Origin of the sequence: Paraburkholderia caballeronis (assembly GCF_900104845.1) — a bacterium.
Taxonomy (GTDB): Bacteria; Pseudomonadota; Gammaproteobacteria; order Burkholderiales; family Burkholderiaceae; genus Paraburkholderia; species Paraburkholderia caballeronis.
Map to the genome: position 1 here is coordinate 1,790,352 of NZ_FNSR01000002.1, position 19,274 is coordinate 1,809,625.

19 protein-coding genes, 1 tRNA gene and 1 pseudogene are annotated in these 19,274 nt (G+C 62.7%); 17 read left to right on the forward strand and 4 right to left on the reverse strand.

Going from position 1 to position 19,274, the window contains the following annotated elements; all coding sequences use genetic code 11:
- Positions 1-93: 93 nt before the first annotated feature.
- From fdnG to BLV92_RS32220, 7 genes are all read left to right on the forward strand, one after another.
- A complete protein-coding gene (gene fdnG, locus BLV92_RS24480; RefSeq protein WP_090730132.1) occupies positions 94-3,165 on the forward strand; it encodes a formate dehydrogenase-N subunit alpha in 3,072 nt (1,023 codons plus the stop codon).
- A 10-nt stretch (positions 3,166-3,175) separates the two neighbouring features.
- Positions 3,176-4,111, forward strand: coding sequence for a formate dehydrogenase subunit beta (fdxH, locus tag BLV92_RS24485; RefSeq protein WP_090550100.1), 936 nt, complete (start codon positions 3,176-3,178; stop codon positions 4,109-4,111).
- Positions 4,098-4,724, forward strand: a complete 627-nt coding sequence (locus BLV92_RS24490) for a formate dehydrogenase subunit gamma (RefSeq protein ID WP_090550102.1) — start codon at positions 4,098-4,100, stop codon at positions 4,722-4,724. Before fdxH ends, BLV92_RS24490 begins: the two co-directional genes overlap by 14 nt.
- Before the next feature lie 81 nt (positions 4,725-4,805).
- On the forward strand, positions 4,806-5,738 hold the full coding sequence (gene fdhE, locus BLV92_RS24495) for a formate dehydrogenase accessory protein FdhE (RefSeq protein WP_090550104.1): 933 nt from the start codon (positions 4,806-4,808) through the stop codon (positions 5,736-5,738).
- 85 nt (positions 5,739-5,823) lie between these two features.
- Entirely contained in the window at positions 5,824-7,224 is a 1,401-nt protein-coding gene (selA, locus tag BLV92_RS24500) for an L-seryl-tRNA(Sec) selenium transferase (protein WP_244283944.1), read from the forward strand.
- Positions 7,221-9,140 carry a selenocysteine-specific translation elongation factor gene (selB, locus tag BLV92_RS24505; RefSeq protein ID WP_090550108.1) on the forward strand — a complete coding sequence of 640 codons (1,920 nt, stop codon included), beginning with the start codon at positions 7,221-7,223 and terminating at the stop codon, positions 9,138-9,140. The genes selA and selB overlap by 4 nt, the downstream gene beginning before the upstream one ends.
- A gap of 32 nt (positions 9,141-9,172) precedes the next feature.
- Positions 9,173-9,268 (forward strand) — tRNA-Sec (locus BLV92_RS32220).
- A 20-nt stretch (positions 9,269-9,288) separates the two neighbouring features.
- Here BLV92_RS32220 and BLV92_RS24510 read toward each other — a convergent pair.
- A pseudogene (locus BLV92_RS24510) lies at positions 9,289-9,798 on the reverse strand (transposase); the annotation flags it as partial.
- A gap of 373 nt (positions 9,799-10,171) precedes the next feature.
- Complete coding sequence (locus BLV92_RS24515) at positions 10,172-11,101, reverse strand: LysR family transcriptional regulator (RefSeq protein ID WP_090550109.1); 930 nt, start codon at positions 11,099-11,101, stop codon at positions 10,172-10,174.
- 71 nt (positions 11,102-11,172) lie between these two features.
- Here BLV92_RS24515 and BLV92_RS24520 point away from each other — a divergent pair, with 71 nt between their 5' ends.
- Positions 11,173-11,493, forward strand: a complete 321-nt coding sequence (locus tag BLV92_RS24520) for a hypothetical protein (RefSeq protein WP_090550111.1) — start codon at positions 11,173-11,175, stop codon at positions 11,491-11,493.
- Between the two features lie 13 nt (positions 11,494-11,506).
- Positions 11,507-12,034, forward strand: a complete 528-nt coding sequence (locus BLV92_RS24525; RefSeq protein WP_177197997.1) for a DUF2867 domain-containing protein — start codon at positions 11,507-11,509, stop codon at positions 12,032-12,034.
- 356 nt (positions 12,035-12,390) lie between these two features.
- Here the strand turns inward: BLV92_RS24525 and BLV92_RS24530 are convergent, their stop codons facing one another.
- Complete coding sequence (locus tag BLV92_RS24530; RefSeq protein ID WP_220025070.1) at positions 12,391-12,729, reverse strand: FCD domain-containing protein; 339 nt, start codon at positions 12,727-12,729, stop codon at positions 12,391-12,393.
- A gap of 325 nt (positions 12,730-13,054) precedes the next feature.
- Between BLV92_RS24530 and BLV92_RS24535 the strand changes: the two genes are divergently transcribed.
- The 8 genes from BLV92_RS24535 to BLV92_RS24570 are packed head-to-tail and all read left to right on the forward strand — an operon-like array spanning position 13,055 to position 18,405.
- Positions 13,055-13,558, forward strand: a complete 504-nt coding sequence (locus BLV92_RS24535) for a carboxymuconolactone decarboxylase family protein (protein ID WP_244283904.1) — start codon at positions 13,055-13,057, stop codon at positions 13,556-13,558.
- Positions 13,559-13,578: 20 nt separating this feature from the next.
- Positions 13,579-14,364: a 2-keto-4-pentenoate hydratase gene (locus BLV92_RS24540; RefSeq protein ID WP_090551399.1), complete on the forward strand. Its 786-nt coding sequence runs from the start codon at positions 13,579-13,581 to the stop codon at positions 14,362-14,364.
- A gap of 10 nt (positions 14,365-14,374) precedes the next feature.
- Positions 14,375-15,175: a 2-oxo-3-hexenedioate decarboxylase gene (dmpH, locus tag BLV92_RS24545; protein WP_090550118.1), complete on the forward strand. Its 801-nt coding sequence runs from the start codon at positions 14,375-14,377 to the stop codon at positions 15,173-15,175.
- A 25-nt stretch (positions 15,176-15,200) separates the two neighbouring features.
- Positions 15,201-15,395 carry a 2-hydroxymuconate tautomerase gene (locus tag BLV92_RS24550; RefSeq protein ID WP_090550120.1) on the forward strand — a complete coding sequence of 65 codons (195 nt, stop codon included), beginning with the start codon at positions 15,201-15,203 and terminating at the stop codon, positions 15,393-15,395.
- A gap of 40 nt (positions 15,396-15,435) precedes the next feature.
- The gene (locus BLV92_RS24555; protein ID WP_090550121.1) at positions 15,436-16,386 is read left to right on the forward strand and encodes an acetaldehyde dehydrogenase (acetylating); all 951 of its coding nucleotides are present in this window, start codon (positions 15,436-15,438) and stop codon (positions 16,384-16,386) included.
- A gap of 2 nt (positions 16,387-16,388) precedes the next feature.
- Positions 16,389-17,405 carry a 4-hydroxy-2-oxovalerate aldolase gene (gene dmpG, locus BLV92_RS24560; protein ID WP_090550123.1) on the forward strand — a complete coding sequence of 339 codons (1,017 nt, stop codon included), beginning with the start codon at positions 16,389-16,391 and terminating at the stop codon, positions 17,403-17,405.
- Positions 17,406-17,434: 29 nt separating this feature from the next.
- Positions 17,435-17,839: a RidA family protein gene (locus BLV92_RS24565; RefSeq protein WP_090550125.1), complete on the forward strand. Its 405-nt coding sequence runs from the start codon at positions 17,435-17,437 to the stop codon at positions 17,837-17,839.
- An 11-nt stretch (positions 17,840-17,850) separates the two neighbouring features.
- The gene (locus tag BLV92_RS24570) at positions 17,851-18,405 is read left to right on the forward strand and encodes a 3-hydroxyanthranilate 3,4-dioxygenase (protein WP_090550126.1); all 555 of its coding nucleotides are present in this window, start codon (positions 17,851-17,853) and stop codon (positions 18,403-18,405) included.
- Between the two features lie 92 nt (positions 18,406-18,497).
- Here the strand turns inward: BLV92_RS24570 and BLV92_RS24575 are convergent, their stop codons facing one another.
- Positions 18,498-19,196, reverse strand: a complete 699-nt coding sequence (locus BLV92_RS24575; protein WP_244283905.1) for a GntR family transcriptional regulator — start codon at positions 19,194-19,196, stop codon at positions 18,498-18,500.
- Between the last annotated feature and the right edge of the window lie 78 nt (positions 19,197-19,274).

Genomic DNA, 19,274 nt, shown 5'->3' on the forward strand with positions numbered 1-19,274 from the left:
GACCGCTCCCGGTCTCGTTGGGTTTTCGACCTGGTTCTTTTAAACGACGTATACTTTCGCCACCCACAACTCTCAAAATAGCCGAGGACGATCATGCTGCAAATGTCCCGGCGTCAGTTCCTCAAGGTCTCTGCGACCTCGCTGGCGGGTTCCAGCCTCGCGCTGATGGGCTTCGCGCCCGATGCCGCGTTGGCCGAGGTCCGGCAGTACAAACTGGCGCGCGCAACTGAAACCCGCAACACCTGTCCGTACTGCTCGGTCGGCTGCGGGATCCTGATGTACGGTCTCGGCGACGGCGCGAAGAACGCCGTCGCGAGCATCATCCACATCGAAGGCGACCCCGACCACCCGGTCAATCGCGGCACGCTGTGCCCGAAGGGCGCGAGCCTGATCGACTTCGTCCACAGCCCGAGCCGACTCCACTATCCCGAGTACCGCGCGGCGGGCTCGAACGAGTGGAAGCGGATCTCGTGGGACGACGCGCTCGACCGCATCGCGACGCTGATGAAGGAAGACCGCGACGCGAACTTCGTCGAGAAGACCGACGACGGCAAGACCGTCAACCGCTGGCTGACCACCGGCATGCTGGCCGCGTCGGCGGGCAGCAACGAAGTCGGTTACCTGACCCATAAAGTGGCCCGCAGCGCGGGCATGCTCGCGTTCGACAACCAGGCGCGTGTCTGACACGGCCCGACGGTGGCAGGTCTTGCCCCGACGTTTGGCCGTGGATCGATGACGAACCATTGGGTCGACATCCGCAATGCGGACGTGATCCTGGTGATGGGCGGCAATGCAGCCGAAGCGCATCCGTGCGGCTTCAAGTGGGTCACGGAGGCGAAGGCGCACCGCAAGGCCCGTCTGATCGTGGTCGATCCGCGCTTCAACCGCACCGCATCGGTCGCGGACTTCTACGCGCCGATTCGCAGCGGCTCGGACATTGCGTTCCTTGGCGGGGTCATCAATTACCTGCTGACGAACGACAAGATCCAGCACGAGTACGTGAAGAACTACACGGACTTCCCGTTCATCGTGCGCGAGGACTTTGCGTTCAACGACGGCATCTTCTCGGGCTACGACCCGCAGAAGCACGGTTATCCGGACAAGTCGTCGTGGAACTACGAGATGGGCGAGGACGGCTTCGTCAAGATCGACGACACGCTGCAGCACCCGCGCTGCGTGTACAACCTGATGAAGCAGCACTACTCGCGCTACACGCCCGAAGTGGTCGAGAACATCTGCGGCACGCCGAAGGACAAGTTCCTGAAGGTCTGCGAGATGCTCGCGAGCACGGCGGTGCCGGGCCGCGCGGGCACGATCCTGTACGCGCTCGGCTGGACCCATCACTCGGTCGGCTCGCAGATGATCCGCACCGGCGCGATGGTGCAGCTGCTGCTCGGCAACATCGGCATCGCGGGCGGCGGCATGAACGCGCTGCGCGGCCACTCGAACATCCAGGGGTTGACCGACCTCGGGCTGATGTCGAACCTGCTGCCGGGCTACATGACGCTGCCGAACGAGGGCGAGCAGAACTACGCGGACTACATCAGGAAGCGCGCGACCCAGCAATTGCGGCCGAACCAGTTGAGCTACTGGCAGCACTACGGCGCGTTCTTCGTCAGCTTCATGAAGGCGTGGTGGGGCGATGCGGCGACCGCCGACAACAACTGGGGCTACGACTACCTGCCGAAGCTCGACAAGCCGTATGACCTGATGCAGGCGATCGAGCTGATGCACCAGGGCAAGATGACCGGCTACATCTGCCAGGGCTTCAACGTGATCGCGTCCGCGCCGGACAAGCGCAAGACGGTGGAGGCGCTCGGCAAGCTGAAGTGGCTCGTCATCATGGACCCGCTCGCGACCGAAACGTCCGAGTTCTGGAAGAACTACGGCGAGTTCAACGACGTCGATCCGTCCACGATCCAGACCGAGGTGTTCCGTCTGCCGACCACCTGCTTCGCGGAGGAAAACGGCTCGCTCGTCAGTTCGAGCCGCGTGCTGCAATGGCACTGGCAGGGCGTCGAGGCGCCGGGCGAGGCGAAGAGCGACCTGGAGATCATGTCGGGCCTCTTCCTGCGGATGCGCGCCGCGTACCAGAAGGACGGCGGCAAGTTCCCGGACCCGATCGTCAAGCTGAGCTGGCCGTATGCGAATCCGGCGAGCCCGACCCCCGAGGAACTCGCGAAGGAGTACAACGGCAAGGCGTTGGCGGACCAGACCGATCCGAAGGACCCGACCAGGGTGCTCGTGAAGAAGGGCGATCAGCTGTCCGGCTTCGCGCAACTGAAGGACGACGGCTCGACCGCGAGCGGCTGCTGGATCTTCTGCGGTTCGTGGACCCAGGCCGGCAACCAGATGGGCCGGCGCGACAACTCGGACCCGACCGGCATCGGCCAGACGCTGAACTGGGCGTGGGCGTGGCCGGCGAACCGGCGCGTGCTGTACAACCGCGCGTCTTGCGACGTGAGCGGCAAGCCGTTCGACCCGACCCGCAAGCTGATCGGCTGGAACGGCAGCGCGTGGACCGGTCCGGACATCCCCGACTTCAAGGCGGACGAGCCGCCCGAGCACGGGATGGGGCCGTTCATCATGAATCCGGAAGGCGTCGCGCGTTTCTTCGCGCGCGACGGGATGGCCGAAGGGCCGTTCCCGGAGCACTACGAGCCGTTCGAGACGCCGATCGGGCACAACCCGATGCACCCGAAAAACCCGCTCGCGACCAACAACCCGGCCGCGCGCGTGTTCCCGGACGACCGCAAGACGTTCGGCACCGCGGAGGCGTTCCCGCACGTCGGGACCACGTACCGGCTGACCGAGCACTTCCACTTCTGGACCAAGCACGCGAAGCTGAATGCGATCATCCAGCCGCAGCAGTTCGTCGAAATCGGGGAGGACCTCGCGAAGGAAATCGGCGTCGTCGCCGGCGACAAGGTGAAGGTGTCGAGCAACCGCGGTTATCTGGTTGCCGTGGCGGTGGTCACGAAGCGGATCAAGCCGCTGACGATCGACGGCAGGAAGGTGCAGCACGTCGGCGTGCCGCTGCATTGGGGCTTCAAGGGGCAGACTCAACCCGGTTATCTGACGAACACGTTGACGCCGCCGGTCGGCGACGGCAATTCGCAGACGCCCGAGTTCAAGTCCTTCCTCGTGAAGGTCGAGAAGGCGTAAGGGAGACGACATGGCATTGCAATCTCTGGATATCCTGCGCCTGTCGGCCACCACGACGCCGCCGCCTGGCGTGCGCGAGCCGGTCACGGGCACCGTCGCGAAGCTGATCGACGTCACCAAGTGCATCGGCTGCAAGGCGTGTCAGACCGCGTGCATGGAGTGGAACGACCTGCGCGATGAAGTCGGCTTCAACACCGGCGTGTACGACAACCCGCACGACCTGACCGAGCATTCGTGGACCGTGATGCGGTTCTCCGAGTACGAGAATCAGGAAGGCGACCTGTCGTGGCTGATCCGCAAGGACGGCTGCATGCACTGCGCGGACCCGGGCTGCCTGAAGGCGTGTCCGTCGCCGGGCGCGATCGTGCAGTACACGAACGGCATCGTCGACTTCCACGAGGAAAACTGCATCGGCTGCGGCTACTGCGTCACCGGCTGCCCGTTCAACATTCCTCGGCTGTCGAAGACCGAGCACAAGGTGTACAAGTGCACGCTGTGCTCGGACCGCGTCGCCGTCGGCCAGGAACCCGCGTGCGTGAAGACCTGCCCGACCGGCGCGATCGTGTTCGGCACCAAGGAGGACATGAAGCAGCACGCGGAAGAGCGGATCGTCGACCTGAAGGAGCGCGGCTTCGAGAACGCCGGGTTGTACGACCCGCAGGGCGTCGGCGGCACGCACGTGATGTACGTGCTGCATCACGCGGACCGGCCGTCGCTGTATCACGGGCTGCCGGACAACCCGCGCATCAGCCCGATGGTGCAGTTGTGGAAGGGCATGGCGAAACCGCTCGCGCTCGCCGGCATGGCGCTCGCGGCGGTCGCGGGTTTCTTCCACTACACGCGGGTCGGCCCGATGGAAACGACGGCGGCGGACGAACGGGAGGCGCTCGAAGAAGGGCGCCGCATTCGTGGCGAGAAGGAGGAGCACGACGATGCAACGCGATGAACCGAGACTGATCGTCCGTTATACGGCGAACGAGCGCAGCAACCACTGGGTCACCGCGATCAGCTTCGTGCTGCTCGCGCTGTCCGGGCTCGCGATGTTCCATCCGGCGATGTTCTGGCTGTCCGCGCTGTTCGGCGGCGGCCAGTGGACGCGGATCCTGCATCCGTTCGTCGGCGTGGTGATGTTCGTGTCGTTCCTGATCCTCGTGCTGCGCTTCTGGCATCACAACTATCTGGACAGCAACGACGTGCAGTGGCTCAAGCAGATCGACGACGTGCTCGCGAACCGCGAGGACCGCCTGCCGGAGATCGGCCGCTACAACGCCGGACAGAAGCTGCTATTCTTCGTGATGGTGACCTGTCTGGTGCTGTTGCTGCTCTCCGGCATCGTGATCTGGCGGCGCTATTTCTCGTTCTACTTCCCGATCGAAGTGATCCGCCTCGCGGCGGTCGTGCATGCGGCAGCGGCCTTCGTGCTGATCCTCGGCATCATCGTCCACGTGTATGCGGCGATCTGGGTGAAGGGCTCCATCGGCGCGATGGTGCGCGGCACCGTCACGTGGGGCTGGGCGAGGAAGCATCATCCGCGCTGGTTCCGCGAAAGCATCAAGTAATACAACGCACGCGCTCGCGCGTGCAATGCAGGCCGCCGCCCGTTTTCGGGAGGCGGCCTTTCTGTTTGGAGTAGCCCTGTCGTGACCCAACGCATTCTCGAACCCGAGCAGATCCAGTCGCTCGACCCGTCCGCGATTCCGCGCATCCGCCTGCCGCAGCGCGCGGACGTGTTCCGCACGCGCGCCGAGCGGCTGCGCCAGCTCGCCGGCCACAATCCGATCGGCGGTTATGTGCGGCTGATGGCGGCGCTCGCCGACGCGCAGCAGCAGGCGCTCGAACACCTGAGCGCACGGATGCCGTCGCGCGACGCGATCGCCGCCGCACAGCAGCATTCGATGCCGATCCTGCCGGCGCTGTCCAATGAGCGCGACCCGCAGTGGCGCGCCGTGCTGCGCCGTCTCGCGGATCGCGTCGAGGCGGCCGGCGCGGTGACGCCCGCGCTCGCGAACGTGCTCGACGCGCTGCGCGCGATGGACGACGCGGCGCTCGACGCGCAGGCCGACGCGGTGCTCGCGCTGCGCTACGCGGAGATCGTGCCGTCGACCGCGCCGTTCATCATGGCCGCGTTGCAGGTCGTGTGGACCGACCTCGCGAGCCGGCTCGACGCGCGCGACGTGCCTTATGTCGATGCGCCGGGCGTGTGTCCGGTGTGCGGCGGCGCGCCGGTTGCGAGCGTCGTGCGGATCGGCGGCGCGTTCCAGGGGTATCGCTACGTGCAGTGCGGGCTGTGCTCGACCGAGACGCACGTCGTGCGCGTGAAGTGCACGAACTGCGATTCGACGAAGGGCATCGCGTACCACGGCATCGAGGGCGGCAACGAGGCACTGAAGGCCGAGTCGTGCGACGAGTGCCATACGTACCGCAAGATCGGCTACATGGAGAAGGACATGGAGTTCGAGCCGCTCGCGGACGATCTCGCGAGCCTCACGCTCGATCTGCTGATGGGCGAAGCGGGTTATCGGCGCGCGAGCCCGAATCCGCTGCTGTGGCCGGAAGCGCCCGCGGAAGAGTGACATGCGCGACGACCACGACGTGAGCGACGCCGCGATTCCTGCGGCGAGCGGCGCTGCGCGCCCGCTGAACACGCTGCTCGCGCGGATGCCGTCGGTCGAACGCGTGATCGCGTCGGCCGGCGCGCAGCCGCTGATCGAACTGCACGGGCGCACCCAGGTGCTCGCCGCGATCCGCGCGACGCTCGACGGCTGGCGGCGCGATGCGCAGGCCGGCGCGCTGACCGTTTCCGCGGGCGGGCCAGAGCCGTTCGCGATCGACGACGCGCTGGCCAACGCGACCCGCTCGCTCGACGCGCGTGCGCAGAGCCGGCTGCGGACCGTGTTCAACCTGACCGGCACCGTGCTGCACACGAACCTCGGCCGCGCGCTGCTGCCGGACGAAGCGGTGCGCGCGGTTGTGCAGGCGCTCACGCAGCCGGCGAACCTCGAATTCGACCTCGCGACCGGCAAGCGCGGCGACCGCGACGACCTGATCGACGACCTGATCTGCGAACTGACCGGCGCCGAGGCCGCGACCGTCGTGAACAACAACGCGGCCGCCGTGCTGCTGTCGCTGTCCGCGCTCGCGACGAGGAAGGACGTGATCGTGTCGCGCGGCGAACTCGTCGAGATCGGCGGCGCGTTCAGGATTCCGGACATCATGGGCCGCGCCGGCGCGCGGTTGCGCGAAGTCGGCACGACGAACCGCACGCATCTGCGCGACTACGAAGCGGCGATCGACGCGCGCACCGCGCTGCTGATGAAAGTGCATTGCAGCAACTACGCGATCAGCGGCTTCACGAAGAGCGTCGAACTCGACGAGCTTGCGCCGCTCGCGAAGCGCCACGGCCTGCCGGTTGCGGTCGATCTCGGCAGCGGCACGCTGACCGATCTCACGCAATGGGGGCTGCCCGCCGAGCCGACCGTGCGCGCGACCGTCGAGGCCGGCGCGGACCTCGTGACGTTCAGCGGCGACAAGCTGCTCGGCGGCCCGCAGGCCGGGCTGATCGTCGGCCGCAAGGACCTGATCGCGAAGATCAAGAAGCATCCGCTGAAGCGCGCGCTGCGCGTCGGCAAGCTGACGCTCGCGGCGCTCGAACCGGTGCTGCGCCTGTATCGCGCGCCGGAATTCCTGCGCGAGCGGCTGACGACGCTGCGTTTGCTGACGCGTCCCGCCGCCGGCATGCAGGCCGCTGCGGCGCGCGCGCTGCCGGCGCTGCAACAGGCGCTCGGCGACGCGTATGCGGCGAGCGCCGAGCCGATGTTCAGCCAGATCGGCAGCGGCGCGCTGCCGGCGGACGTGCTGCCGAGCTTCGGCCTCGTCGTGCGCCATGCGGGCAAGGGCGGCAGCGGCCGCGCGCTGATGAAGCTCGAACGCGCGTTGCGCGCGCTGCCGCGGCCGGTGATCGGCCGCATCGCAGACGACGCGCTGCGGCTCGACCTGCGCTGCGTCGAAAGCGCGGACGAGGCGGCGTTCGTCGCGCAACTTGCGGAGTTGCGCCTGTGATCGTCGGCACCGCGGGCCACATCGACCATGGCAAGACCACGCTGGTGCGCGCGCTCACCGGCGTCGACACCGATCGCCTGAAGGAAGAGAAGGCGCGCGGCATCTCGATCGAACTCGGTTACGCGTACACGCCGCTCGCGAACGGCGACGTGCTCGGCTACATCGACGTGCCCGGTCACGAGAAGCTCGTGCATACGATGGCCGCCGGCGCGTGCGGGATCGACTTCGCGCTGCTCGTGATCGCGGCCGACGACGGCGTGATGCCGCAAACGCGCGAGCACCTCGCGATCCTGCAATTGCTCGGCGTGCAGGCCGGCGCGATCGCGTTGACCAAGTGCGACCGCGTCGGCGCGGAACGCGTCGCGCAGGTGACGGACGAAATCCGCGCGTGGCTCGCGACGACGATGCTCGCGAACGCGCCGGTCTTCGAGACCAACGCGATGCAGCCGGGCGACGCAGGCGTCGCGCGGCTCGACGCGTATGTGCGCGAGCGGGCGATCGCGTGGCACGCGCGCCGCGACGACGGACTGTTCCGGCTCGCGGTGGATCGCGTGTTCACGCTGACCGGGCAAGGCACCGTCGTGACCGGCACCGTGTTCGCCGGGCGCGTGAGCGTCGGCGATGCGTTGACGCTCACGCCGGCCGGACTGCCGGTGCGCGTGCGCAGCATCCACGCGCAGAACCGCGCGACGGAGCACGGTCATGCGGGGCAGCGGTGCGCGCTGAATCTCGCCGGCATCGACAAGGACCAGATAACGCGCGGCGACTGGATCGTCGATGCGAGGCTCGCGCAGACGTCGCCGCGCATCGACGTCGAACTGCAATTGCTCGATGACGGCGGCGTCACGTTGCAGCACTGGTCGCCGCTGCACGTGCATCTCGGCACCACGCATCGCGTCGCGAACGTCGCGCTGCTCGAAGGCGAGACGCTCGCGCCGGGACAAAGCGGACGCGTGCAACTCGTGTTCGACGCGCCGGTCGCCGCGCTGCCGGGCGACCGCTTCATCGTGCGCAATGCGCAGGCGAGCCGCACGATCGGCGGCGGCCGCGTGCTCGATCCGTTCGGTCCCGCGCGGCGTCGCCGCACGCCGGAGCGCCGCGCGTGGCTCGATGCGCTGCGCGTGTGGCTCGACGAGGCGCGCATCGAACCGCTGATCGAACAGGCGCCGCGCGGCCTCGCGCGCGCGACGCTGATGCAGTTGACCGGCCTGCCGTCCGACGCGCTCGCGCTGCCCGACGACGCGATCGCGATTGCGCCGCAGGGCCGTGCCGAAGACGGCATGGTGATCGCGCGGAACAACTGGGAGCGGTTGCGAAGCGGCATCGTCGATGCGTTGACGGGTTTTCATGCGCGTTCGCCCGATGAGCAGGGGCCGGACGTCGCGCGCCTGCGGCGCATCGCGGCGCCGCTCGCGGGCGACGCGGTGTGGCGCGCGGCGATCGACGCGCTGGTCGCGGAAGGTCGCGTGGTGCGCAGTGGGCCGTGGCTGCATCTGCCGTCGCATTCGGTGTCGCTCGATGCGAAGGAGGAGGCGTTGGCGGCCGCGTTGCGTCCGCTGATCGCGGCGGGGCGTTTCGATCCGCCGTGGGTGCGCGACCTCGCGCGCGAGACGCGGCAGCCGGAGGACAGCGTGCGTGCGCTGCTGCGCAAGCTCGCGCGACTCGGTGGCGTGTATCAGGTCGTGCGCGATCTGTTCTACGATCCGGACGTCGTGCGCGAACTGGCGCGCGTGGTCGAGCGGATCGCGCGGGAGCAGGGCGGCGCGGTGGGGGCCGCGGCGTTCCGTGATGCGACGGGGTTGGGCCGCAAGCGCGCGATCCAGATTCTGGAGTTCTTCGATCGCGTTGGATATACTCGCTTCCAGCGCGATTTACACCTGTTGCGCACTGACACCCGATTGCACGAACTGCTTTGAATCGCTGCCGGTCGTCAGCATCTCTTCACGAAGGAAGGCATCCGTATCCGGTGGTGCGGCTGAGCTTCAAACTCAGTTGGGGGCGTCAGCCGCTCCCAGGTAGGTTCGACTCCTGCTGCCTTCCGCCATATGGGCCTTCCCGGCCATTTTTGATCCGCAGATTCAGCTCCAGTTCGCGATAGATGCGATACAGGAAGCACAGCCCAAAGCCCCAGTTGCGCTGATTGTGCGTGAGTTTCACAAGCCACTGGGCGATCACACTGTTTTCCGCGCAACGCTTTGCCTGGTAGCGGTAGCAGGTTTCACTTACGCCAAACGCCTCAGGCCGCCCGTACGCTCATCGCCCGCTCCTTGACTGCGCGGATGGCCATCTCGCGTCGACGAGATGGCCTCACCACTCTTTTTCGAGCGCCTCACGTACCACCTCCGCCTTGAATCGCTCTTCGGCGTACATCTTCTTGAGCCTTGCGTTTTCGGTCTCAAGCTCCTTCATCCGGGTCATCAAAGCCGCGTCCATGCCGCCGTATTTCGAGCGCCATTTGTAGAAGCTCGCGCTGCTCATCCCGTGCTCGCGGCACAACTCTGGCACGGGTGTGCCGGCTTCGGCCTGCTTCAAAATTCCGATGATCTGGCTTTCCGTGAATCTGGACGTCTTCATGCAAAATTTCCTGTCGATCCTGCTGCTAGAAAATTCTACCTTGAACACCCGTTAATTCTCGGGGGGACTACCAGTGGACCTTACGCCATCTTCCAAACACTGGTGGATCTAATCAACACTGACAAGATCAAGAATGCTTTTAAGTGGCGCATCCTGCTGCTAACGGCACGGCGAGTTTGGATTTCTGGTTACGTGCGCGTACAAAATGCGGCTTCTACCTGGCCGATGGAGCGTTCGTGCGTGCATCCAGGCAGGATGCGAGAAGTTGGTTGATCGGCAGGATGGGCAGGACGAACCTATACGCTGTGCTCGGCAGAGAATGGCGCGCGTGACAGGAACAAGGCTTTGAATGCAGCTAAGCCGTACATTTCAATCACATGTGCCACTGCGAGGGTAAAGCCGCAATGAAGTCCATAACAAGATGCGTTCTTCTCGGCGTCAGCCGTCTTTGAAGACGGACGGAGTAGAGCGGGGCGGCCGCACAGCGCCAATCCTTCAACACTTCGACCACGCGGCCCGCACGCAAGTCGTCCAGACCAAGCCAGGCAGGTGCCCAGGCAATGCCGAATCCATCCCGAACCATCTTCCAAGCCGATTCGCCGTCATCGAATACGTGCTTCGCGCGGGGTACATAACGCAGTTCTTTACGGTCGACCGGTGATTTGAAGTTCCAGTTGTCGACCTGGCCCGTCGCCTTGTTTCTGAAACCGATAAGCGAGTGCTCGCCTAGTACCGCCGGGGTTTCTGGTATGCCGTGGGTACGCAGATATTCCGGCGCCGCACAGGCAACCCATGGAAACTTGAAAAGTTCGCGGGAAACATAACCCGGCCAGCCATCGAGCTTGCCGGAGCGAATCGCGATGTCGATGCCGTGCGCAGCAAGATCTGTCATCTCGTCACTGAATTGCAACTCGATCTGGATTTCCGGATGCGCGCGCAAAAAGACCGGTAATTCGGGCATCAGGCAGGTACGCGCGAAAGCAGTCGACGCGACGATCCGCACACGTCCCGCAGCACCGGCGCTACCGAGTTCGGCAAGTAGGCTTTCCGTGCGCTCCAAATCATTCAACAAGCTGCGCCCTTCGCTAAGAAGGCGCTCGCCCTCATCGGTCAAGGATAACGAGTGCGTACTCCGATGCAACAGACGTACACCGTACGTTTGCTCGAAACGACTGAGTGCCTTCGACATTGCCGAGGTCGTGGTTCCGGCCTGGCGAGCCGCTTCGGCGAAAGACCCAGCGTCGACAATGCGTACAAACCACAGAAGTTGAATCAGACCAGGGGGGAGTGGCGGTATTGACATGAAGTCAACACTAACATGAATTAGAAGTCACTACACATGTATTGAATGTCCAATGAGAATGATGGCTTCCCATGGAGAAGATGATGAAATTTCTTGCACTCTTGACGCCGACCGCTCAACGAACGCTTGCGGAGTTTGGCCCCTATCTGGTTGAGGAGGAGCAGGTAGTTTGGGAGTCGTATCGCACGGGCAGTTTGCGCGAGTTCTACTTCCAGCCGAGCCCACCGGTAGTCAGCTTGGTTTACGAAGCGGAAAATGCCGCGGCGGTCGACGCAGAGCTCGATCTGCTGCCGATGATCAAGGCTGGCTTGCTTGATCGTCGCGTAGTTCAGCTCGGCCCCTGGTTACCGCTCGAAGTGGTATTCGACAAGCAGTTGATGCCGTCCGTTTGAAATCGACAAATCCATGATTCCTGCATCGTGTCTTCGCGAGATCGTGCGAGTCGATTTGCCTGGCGAAAGTGCCATTGCGCCCTTATATTGCGGAGCAGATCTCGCCGATGCCTTTGCGGTGAAACTTACTTCGAACCAAGTTTGCGATGTGGCCGACATGGCGGAGACTATTCTTGGACAGTCACCGCGATGGGTACGGATGCTGCTGGCCTTACGCGACGCGATAGTGGGCCGGTTTGGGTTGAAGACGTCGCGAAAGTTAAGAAAGGAAATACTCGATCGAGGAGGCGACGCTATCGCTTTCTTTCGCATACTAAAACGTTCGGAACGGGAAATCATCCTGGGTGAAGATGATAAACACCTCGACTTCAGGATATCGATCCTGGTGCGCGAGGCTGAGCGTGAGGTCATAGCGACTACCGTCGTGCATTGCCATAACGGCCTCGGTCATTCGTATCTGAAGGCTATTACGCCATTTCATGGTTTGGTGGTCCGTTCAGGTTTGCGACGCTCGGCTCGATCCCTAAGTCGAAGTTCGTGACACACGTTAATGGCCAATGTCTGCGTCGCTTAGCGAGATGCTTAGGTACGGAGCGCCGCAGGTCACGGGAGGTATTGCTGGTCACTGTCTCTCGCCGAACTGGTCCAGGCAAGCTATCCGTTCGCTCACGGCTAGCATCCGTGCTGCAAATTTCTGTAGCCTGCAAATGGAGCGCCCGGAGCCGGTTCGGCGCGAAGTATGGGTAGGAAGCGGTCCGTAACGGTGGGAGTCAAACTTGGCGGGGCGTTGTGGGCGGCAGTGTGAGTCTGCTGCCTGAATAGCTATACCAGTGAATTTCCGACCCGCAGCTTGAAATCCGGCGCATTCCGGGTTTTCATTAGCTCGACAAACCGGTCTTAGGTAACCTTCGCATGTTTCGGTAGGAACTCGACGAGCGCTTGCCGATCCTTGCGTTTCACAATCTCGATGATCGTGTCGTGTTCAGCCAGATTCCTCTCGAACTGGATATCCAGTTCTTCCGGGGTCGACTCGGCCTCCAGCTTGTACAAATGGACGAGCAGGCGGCGGACATGTCGATGCGTGGACCGGGCAAAGTCATAGAAGAAGCTGTTTCCCACCGCCTGGCTCATGCGCATATGGAACTTCTCGTTCATCGCAGTGATATTGAGAAATGCCCGGTCGCCAGTGCCGGCACCTCTTCGATCCGTCGCTGCCGCGGAACTAACTGTAGACACTCGAAGAGCCAGGTGCGGGTGAGGCGACCGAAGTCAGCATCGAACTGATGCCCGAGCAGATCTTCGACGACGCGCTGCGTCAATTGAACACGCAGCGGCACAAGTGAGGTAAAGCTGGCGATGGTGCGACGCGCGTCGCTGTATTGCGTCGTCTCGTGTCCCCGGCACACATCGCAACGACCGACGGATAGTCGACCAAAAACCGATTAGTTTACAAAAATCGATTTTCCTGTTGACTTACGCCAAGGTGCTCGCCTAAGATTGTCCATCGATTATTTTTTCATTAATCGATAGGACCTTCGCTCGTCGGCGCCGGAAGGCGAGCGTGCTCTACGGTACCCATACGGCTTCGACCCGAACCAGCATGCTTCCAGCAAGAATCAACCGTGAATCGGTACGTGAGGCGATCGGCGAATATGCTGATCCCGCCGCAACTTTCGACGAGCGTTCCGACATCTATCGCGAACTCATCGGCTTTGTGCCGCCACGTATCGAAGCTCGCTTCGCCGTCACCGGCGCGCTTGATCCGGCCATCGTCGATCTTCAAGAAAAAGTGCGAACGCACGCGATGTATCCGAAGAACTTCGATGTGAAAACCGCACAGTTGATGCTGTTCGGCATGCTGCTGATGGACGGCAGCGATGCGGCGGTGCTGCACGCGATCGCGGCGCGTCGTGCTGGGGCGAGCTGGGGAGAAATGCAGGATACGGTTAATCTCTGTTTCCTGTTTCGCGGTATGTCCGCAGCCAACAAGGGAGCCGAAATCATGGGCAATATCGCCCACCGCGAGGTCACCGAGGCGGCAACGAAAAACGGCGCTTCGGCTTGACCCGGCACTCCGTCATGACGATCCAACCGTTCAATATCGAGGCGCTCGGCGCGCGATTACATCACGCGCTCGAAACCGCCTGCGCCATCGATCCGCTGACCGTCGAATTTCCGCAGTTGTCGGTGAGTGATGCGTACGCCATCCAGCATGCGATGATCGCTCACCGCACGGCGCGGGGCGATAGGGTGGTCGGAAAAAAAATCGGCATTACCAGCAAAGTCGTCATGGACATGCTAGATGTCGACCAGCCCGATTTCGGCGTGCTGCTTTCCAGCATGTCGTACGACGACGGCGCGTCGATTTCCGCCAGCCGTTTCATCGCGCCGCGTGCGGAAGGCGAAATTGCGTTTGTTATCGCGGATGACATCCATGGTCCCGGTCTCACGCCAGCCGATCTGCTCGCGAGCATCGCCTACGCGGTACCGTGTTTCGAGATCGTCGACTCGCGGATTCGCGACTGGAAGATCAGGATCGCGGACACGATTGCCGACAACGGATCGTCCGGCGCATTTGTTCTGGGCGACGCGATTGCGCCACTCAACGCGCTCGATTTGCGCTGCGCCGGCATGGTGCTCGAAAAGAACGGCCAGATCATCGGCACCGGCGCAGGCGCTGCCGCGCTTGGCGACCCGCTCGCCAGCATAACGTGGCTCGCTAATCAACTCGGTGAACTCGGCATCGGCCTGAAGGCGGGCGAAGTCGTTTTATCCGGCTCGCTGTCGATCATGTTTCCGGTCGCTGCCGGCGACAGCATCGCGATGACAATCAGCGGGCTCGGTTCGTGCCGGGCCCGCTTTGTCGAATGAGGATTTCATCATGAATCAATCCACGACTCTCGATGAGACAAGTGTCGGACGACTCGCCGCGTTGCTCCACGACGCCGAAACGAACGCGCGCGAAGTTACGAAAATCACTGACGCTTTGCCGGATCTCACACAGGAAGACGCCTACGCGATTCAACACGAAATTCTGCGTATTCGTCTGGCCAACGGCGAGCGGCTGTCGGGCCGGAAAATGGGGCTGACCTCATTCGCGAAAATGAAGCAGATGGGCGTAGAACGCCCAATTTATGGCTTTCTGACCGACCGCAGTTGCCTCGTCGACGGTGCGGAGTTGCCGATGCGAGACCTGATCCATCCCAAGGTCGAAGCCGAAATTTCGGTCATCACGTCGCACGAACTGCGCGGCCCCGGCTGTACGGCAACCGAAGCGCTGGCGGCAATCGATATGGTGTATGCGTCGATTGAAGTTATCGACTCGCGCTATCGCGATTTTCGTTTCGACCTTGTGAGCGTGATCGCAGACAACACGTCGGCCGCCCGCTACGTAATCGGTGCGAAAGGCGCGCCTGCGGCGCTGCTCGATCTGCGCAATCTCGGTGTGGTGCTCGAACGGAACGGCGAAGTGCTCGCCACCGGTGCCGGCGCTGCGGTGCTGGGCCATCCGGCGGCAAGCCTCGCGGCGCTGGTCAATATGCTCGCAGCGGAAAACCAGTCCCTGCCGGCCGGCACGCTCGTGATGACCGGCGGCGTAACAGAAGCATTTCGCGTCGATGCTGGCGACACGGTGCATGTCACGGTACAAGGTGTCGGCACCGCCGAATTGAAGCTCGTTTAACTGCGTCCCATCAGGAATTCAAAAGATGCCTATCGCCCGTATTTCGATCATGGATGGCCGAACCGATGAACAGAAAGCAGCGTTGATTGCTGCTGTCACCGAAGCGATTCATCGGAGCGTCGGTGCACCCCGCGAAAACATTCGCGTTTTGCTCGACGAAGTTCCCCGCACGCAGTGGGGGATCGCCGGCAAGACCGCGCATGAACTCGACAGACACTGAGATCGGCGGCTAAGCGACGTATAGAAACGCTGGAGTGCTAGTGAAACACAGTCGAAAAACGAAGGTGGCGATTATCGGTTCCGGCAATATCGGCACCGATCTGATGATCAAGATCATGCGCAACAGCGAGTACCTCGAAATGGGGGCAATGGTCGGCATCGATCCAGATTCAGATGGTCTCGCGCGAGCGGCGCGTCTCGGCGTCGCGACGACGCATGAAGGTGTGCAAGGTCTCATCGACCTGCCGGTATTCGAGGACATCGAAGTCGTATTCGATGCGACTTCCGCGGGAGCCCACATAAAAAACGACGCGCTCCTGCGGCAGTACAAGCCCGATATACGCATGATCGATCTCACGCCTGCTGCAATCGGCCCGTATTGCGTACCGGTCGTGAACCTGGATAAGACCGTTGCCGAACGGAACGTCAACATGGTCACGTGCGGTGGTCAGGCAACCATTCCGATGGTCGCGGCAGTGTCGGCGGTCGCGAAAGTCCACTACGCGGAAATCGTCGCGTCGATCAGCAGCAAATCCGCGGGTCCGGGCACACGCGCCAATATTGACGAGTTTACCGAAACGACTTCAAAGGCGATCGAGACGGTCGGTGGCGCGGCGAAGGGCAAAGCGGTCATCGTGCTGAATCCGGCCGAGCCCCCGCTGATCATGCGCGACACGGTTTATGTATTGTCGGAGCTCGCCGATCAGGCAAAAGTCGAAGCGTCGATCGATGCGATGGTGCGTGCGGTAAGCGCGTACGTTCCGGGTTATCGCCTGAAACAGAATGTCCAGTTCGATGTGATTACCGAACACGCACCGCTGATCATTCCAGGCCTTGGCGAGTTCAGCGGCACGAAAACCTCTGTGTTCCTCGAAGTCGAAGGTGCCGCGCATTATCTGCCCGCGTACGCAGGTAATCTCGACATCATGACTTCCGCCGCGCTCGCGACAGCCGAGCGCATGGCGCGGACGTCGCTTGGCGTTGGAGTTTAGGCATGAGTAAAAAACTCTATATTTCCGACGTGACGCTGCGCGACGGCAGCCACGCGATCCGCCATCAGTACTCGATCAAGAACGTGCAGGACATCGCGCGCGCGCTCGACGCCGCGAAGGTGGACAGCATCGAGGTCGCGCACGGCGACGGCCTGCAGGGGTCGAGCTTCAACTACGGCTTTGGCGCGCACAGCGACCTGGAATGGATCGGCGCGGTGGCTGACGTGGTGAAGCACGCGAAGATCGCGACGCTGCTGCTGCCGGGCATCGGCACGATCCACGACCTGAAGGCCGCGTACGACGCGGGCGCGCGCGTGGTGCGGGTGGCGACGCACTGCACCGAAGCGGACATCTCGAAGCAGCACATCGAGTACGCGCGCGAACTTGGGATGGATACCGTCGGTTTCCTGATGATGAGCCACATGACGACGCCGGAGAAGCTGGCGGTCGAGGCGAAGAAGATGGAGAGCTACGGCGCGACCTGCATCTACGTGGTGGACTCGGGCGGCGCGCTGAGCATGAACGACGTGCGCGACCGGTTCCGCGCGTTCAAGAGCGTGCTCAAGCCCGAGACCGAAACCGGCATGCACGCGCACCACAACCTGTCGCTGGGCGTGGCGAACTCGATCGTCGCGGTGGAAGAGGGTTGCGACCGGATCGACGCGTCGCTGGCGGGGATGGGCGCGGGCGCGGGCAACGCGCCGCTCGAAGTGTTCATCGCGGCGGCGGAGCGCCTCGGCTGGAATCACGGCACCGATCTGTACACGCTGATGGACGCGGCCGACGACATCGTGCGTCCGTTGCAGGACCGGCCGGTGCGGGTGGATCGCGAGACGCTGGCGCTCGGTTATGCGGGCGTGTATTCGAGCTTCCTGCGGCACTCGGAGGTGGCGGCGAAGAAGTACGGCCTCAAGACGGTGGACATTCTCGTCGAACTGGGTAAGCGCCGCATGGTCGGCGGGCAGGAAGATATGATCGTGGATGTCGCGCTCGATCTTCTCAAACGCGCGGCCCAGTGATCACTCGAATAATCTAATGGAGTTGAGCAATGCCCAAGATTCTCGTTCAGTCATCCCAGGCCCCCGTTACCGGGTTCACCGACGCAAGCAAGCCGTCGCCGCTCGCCCAAGCCATTCGTGCGGGTGATTTTCTGTACGTATCGGGGCAGGGTCCGCTCGACCCGGTAACCCGTAAGGTCACAGCGGACGATATCGCGACACAAACGCGTCAAGTGCTCGCGAATCTCGCTGCCGTGCTCGAAGCCGGCGGCGCGACTATCGCACACGTGGTTAACATGCGCGTTTGCTTGCGCAACACTTCGGATTTTCCGGTGTTCAACGAGACGTTCCGTGAAGTGCTGAACGGCGAAAAAGTGACGCGTACTTGCACGGGGGGCACACCGCATCGCGCGGGCGTGCTGGTTGAGATCGATTGTGTCGCCTACCTCGGCTGATCGGAGGCAATATGTACAAGATGCCCATCGTCAGCATTAAGGATCGCGTCGATAGCCTGAATGAAAGCGGCAAGTACGTCAGCGTGATGTGGCAACAGCCAGAATCGCTGGTATTCGTCGCTCGTGGCCGCGCTTATCGCAGCGAATTCCATATCAATCCAACCGACGAAGTGATGGTCCAGATCAAGGGCGAAATGCATCTGCACTATCGCACGCCCGAGGGCAAGGAAGAGATCGCAATCATTCCAGAAGGCTCGGCCATTCACACGCCGGCAGGCATTCCGCATTCGCCGCGTTTCCCGCCCGACGCCTACGCGATGATTCTCGAACGGGCGCGCAGGGAAGGCGAGGTGGATATATTCCAGTGGTATTGCCCGGAGTGCGATCACCTGCTGCACGAAGAACACTTTACGGTCGGCAACTACGGTGTCGATCCGGTCGCGCAAGCCTATCGCAACTTCTACGACAATGTAGCGTATCGCACCTGCAAAGGCTGCGGTTACGTGATGCCGAATGCGCTGGCCGAAGCAGAAGCTGCAGAGCAAAAGAGCGCCGGTGCGGAATGACATGGACGTCAGGCGCAAGACCGGCTGGCTCTGCCCGCGGTGCGGGACCACGCAACGCGGCGTACCGGATAGCGCGCTGACTACCGATGTTTTCAGGTGGCGGGCACCGAAGGTTTCCGCTTGCGCAACGCTGCCGCCACATTCATACCGGTACGTTCGATATGCTCCTTGAGCAAAGCACAAGCCTTGTCGGCATCACGCGCAAGCGCGGCAGAGCAGATATTCGCATGTTCATCAGCGACCGACGGATCGAGGGAGTTGCCTTCAAGGAACATGCGCCGATAACGATCATTCAAATCGTGCAGGATCGAGCAGAAATGCAATACCAGCGGCATGCCGCATGCCGCCAACAAGTCATGATGAAGCGTACGGTGCGTGATTTCCCAGTCGTCGAGATCGACGTTCTTCGCACCAATACGTTTGTTGAGCTGGTAGATGCCGGCGACGATCGAGCTTTCCCATGCGTTATCGCCGAGCCTTATCGATTCGCGCAGCGCGAACGTTTCGAGCATCGTGCGCAAACGCGTCACTTCAACCAGATTCGGTTCGGAAACCGGTGCGACACGATACCCACGATTGCTCTCGAGGCTAACGAACCCTTCGGCAGCGAGGCGCGACAGCGCCTCCCGCAACGGACTCAGCGAAACGCCGAGATCGGCACGCAGATCTTCCAGGTTGATCTTTTTGCCCGGCGGCATCGCGCCACTGGTGATCTGCATACGCAGCGTGTTGGCAACCGCCGAGGACAGCGTCTGACCCGCGCCTGCGCCTGAATTAAGCATTTCCGCCATAAAGGTCCACTCCTGGATACAAATTTAGTCTTCGGGATTATAGACCAAAAATCGACTAAATTTGGATAATCGATTATA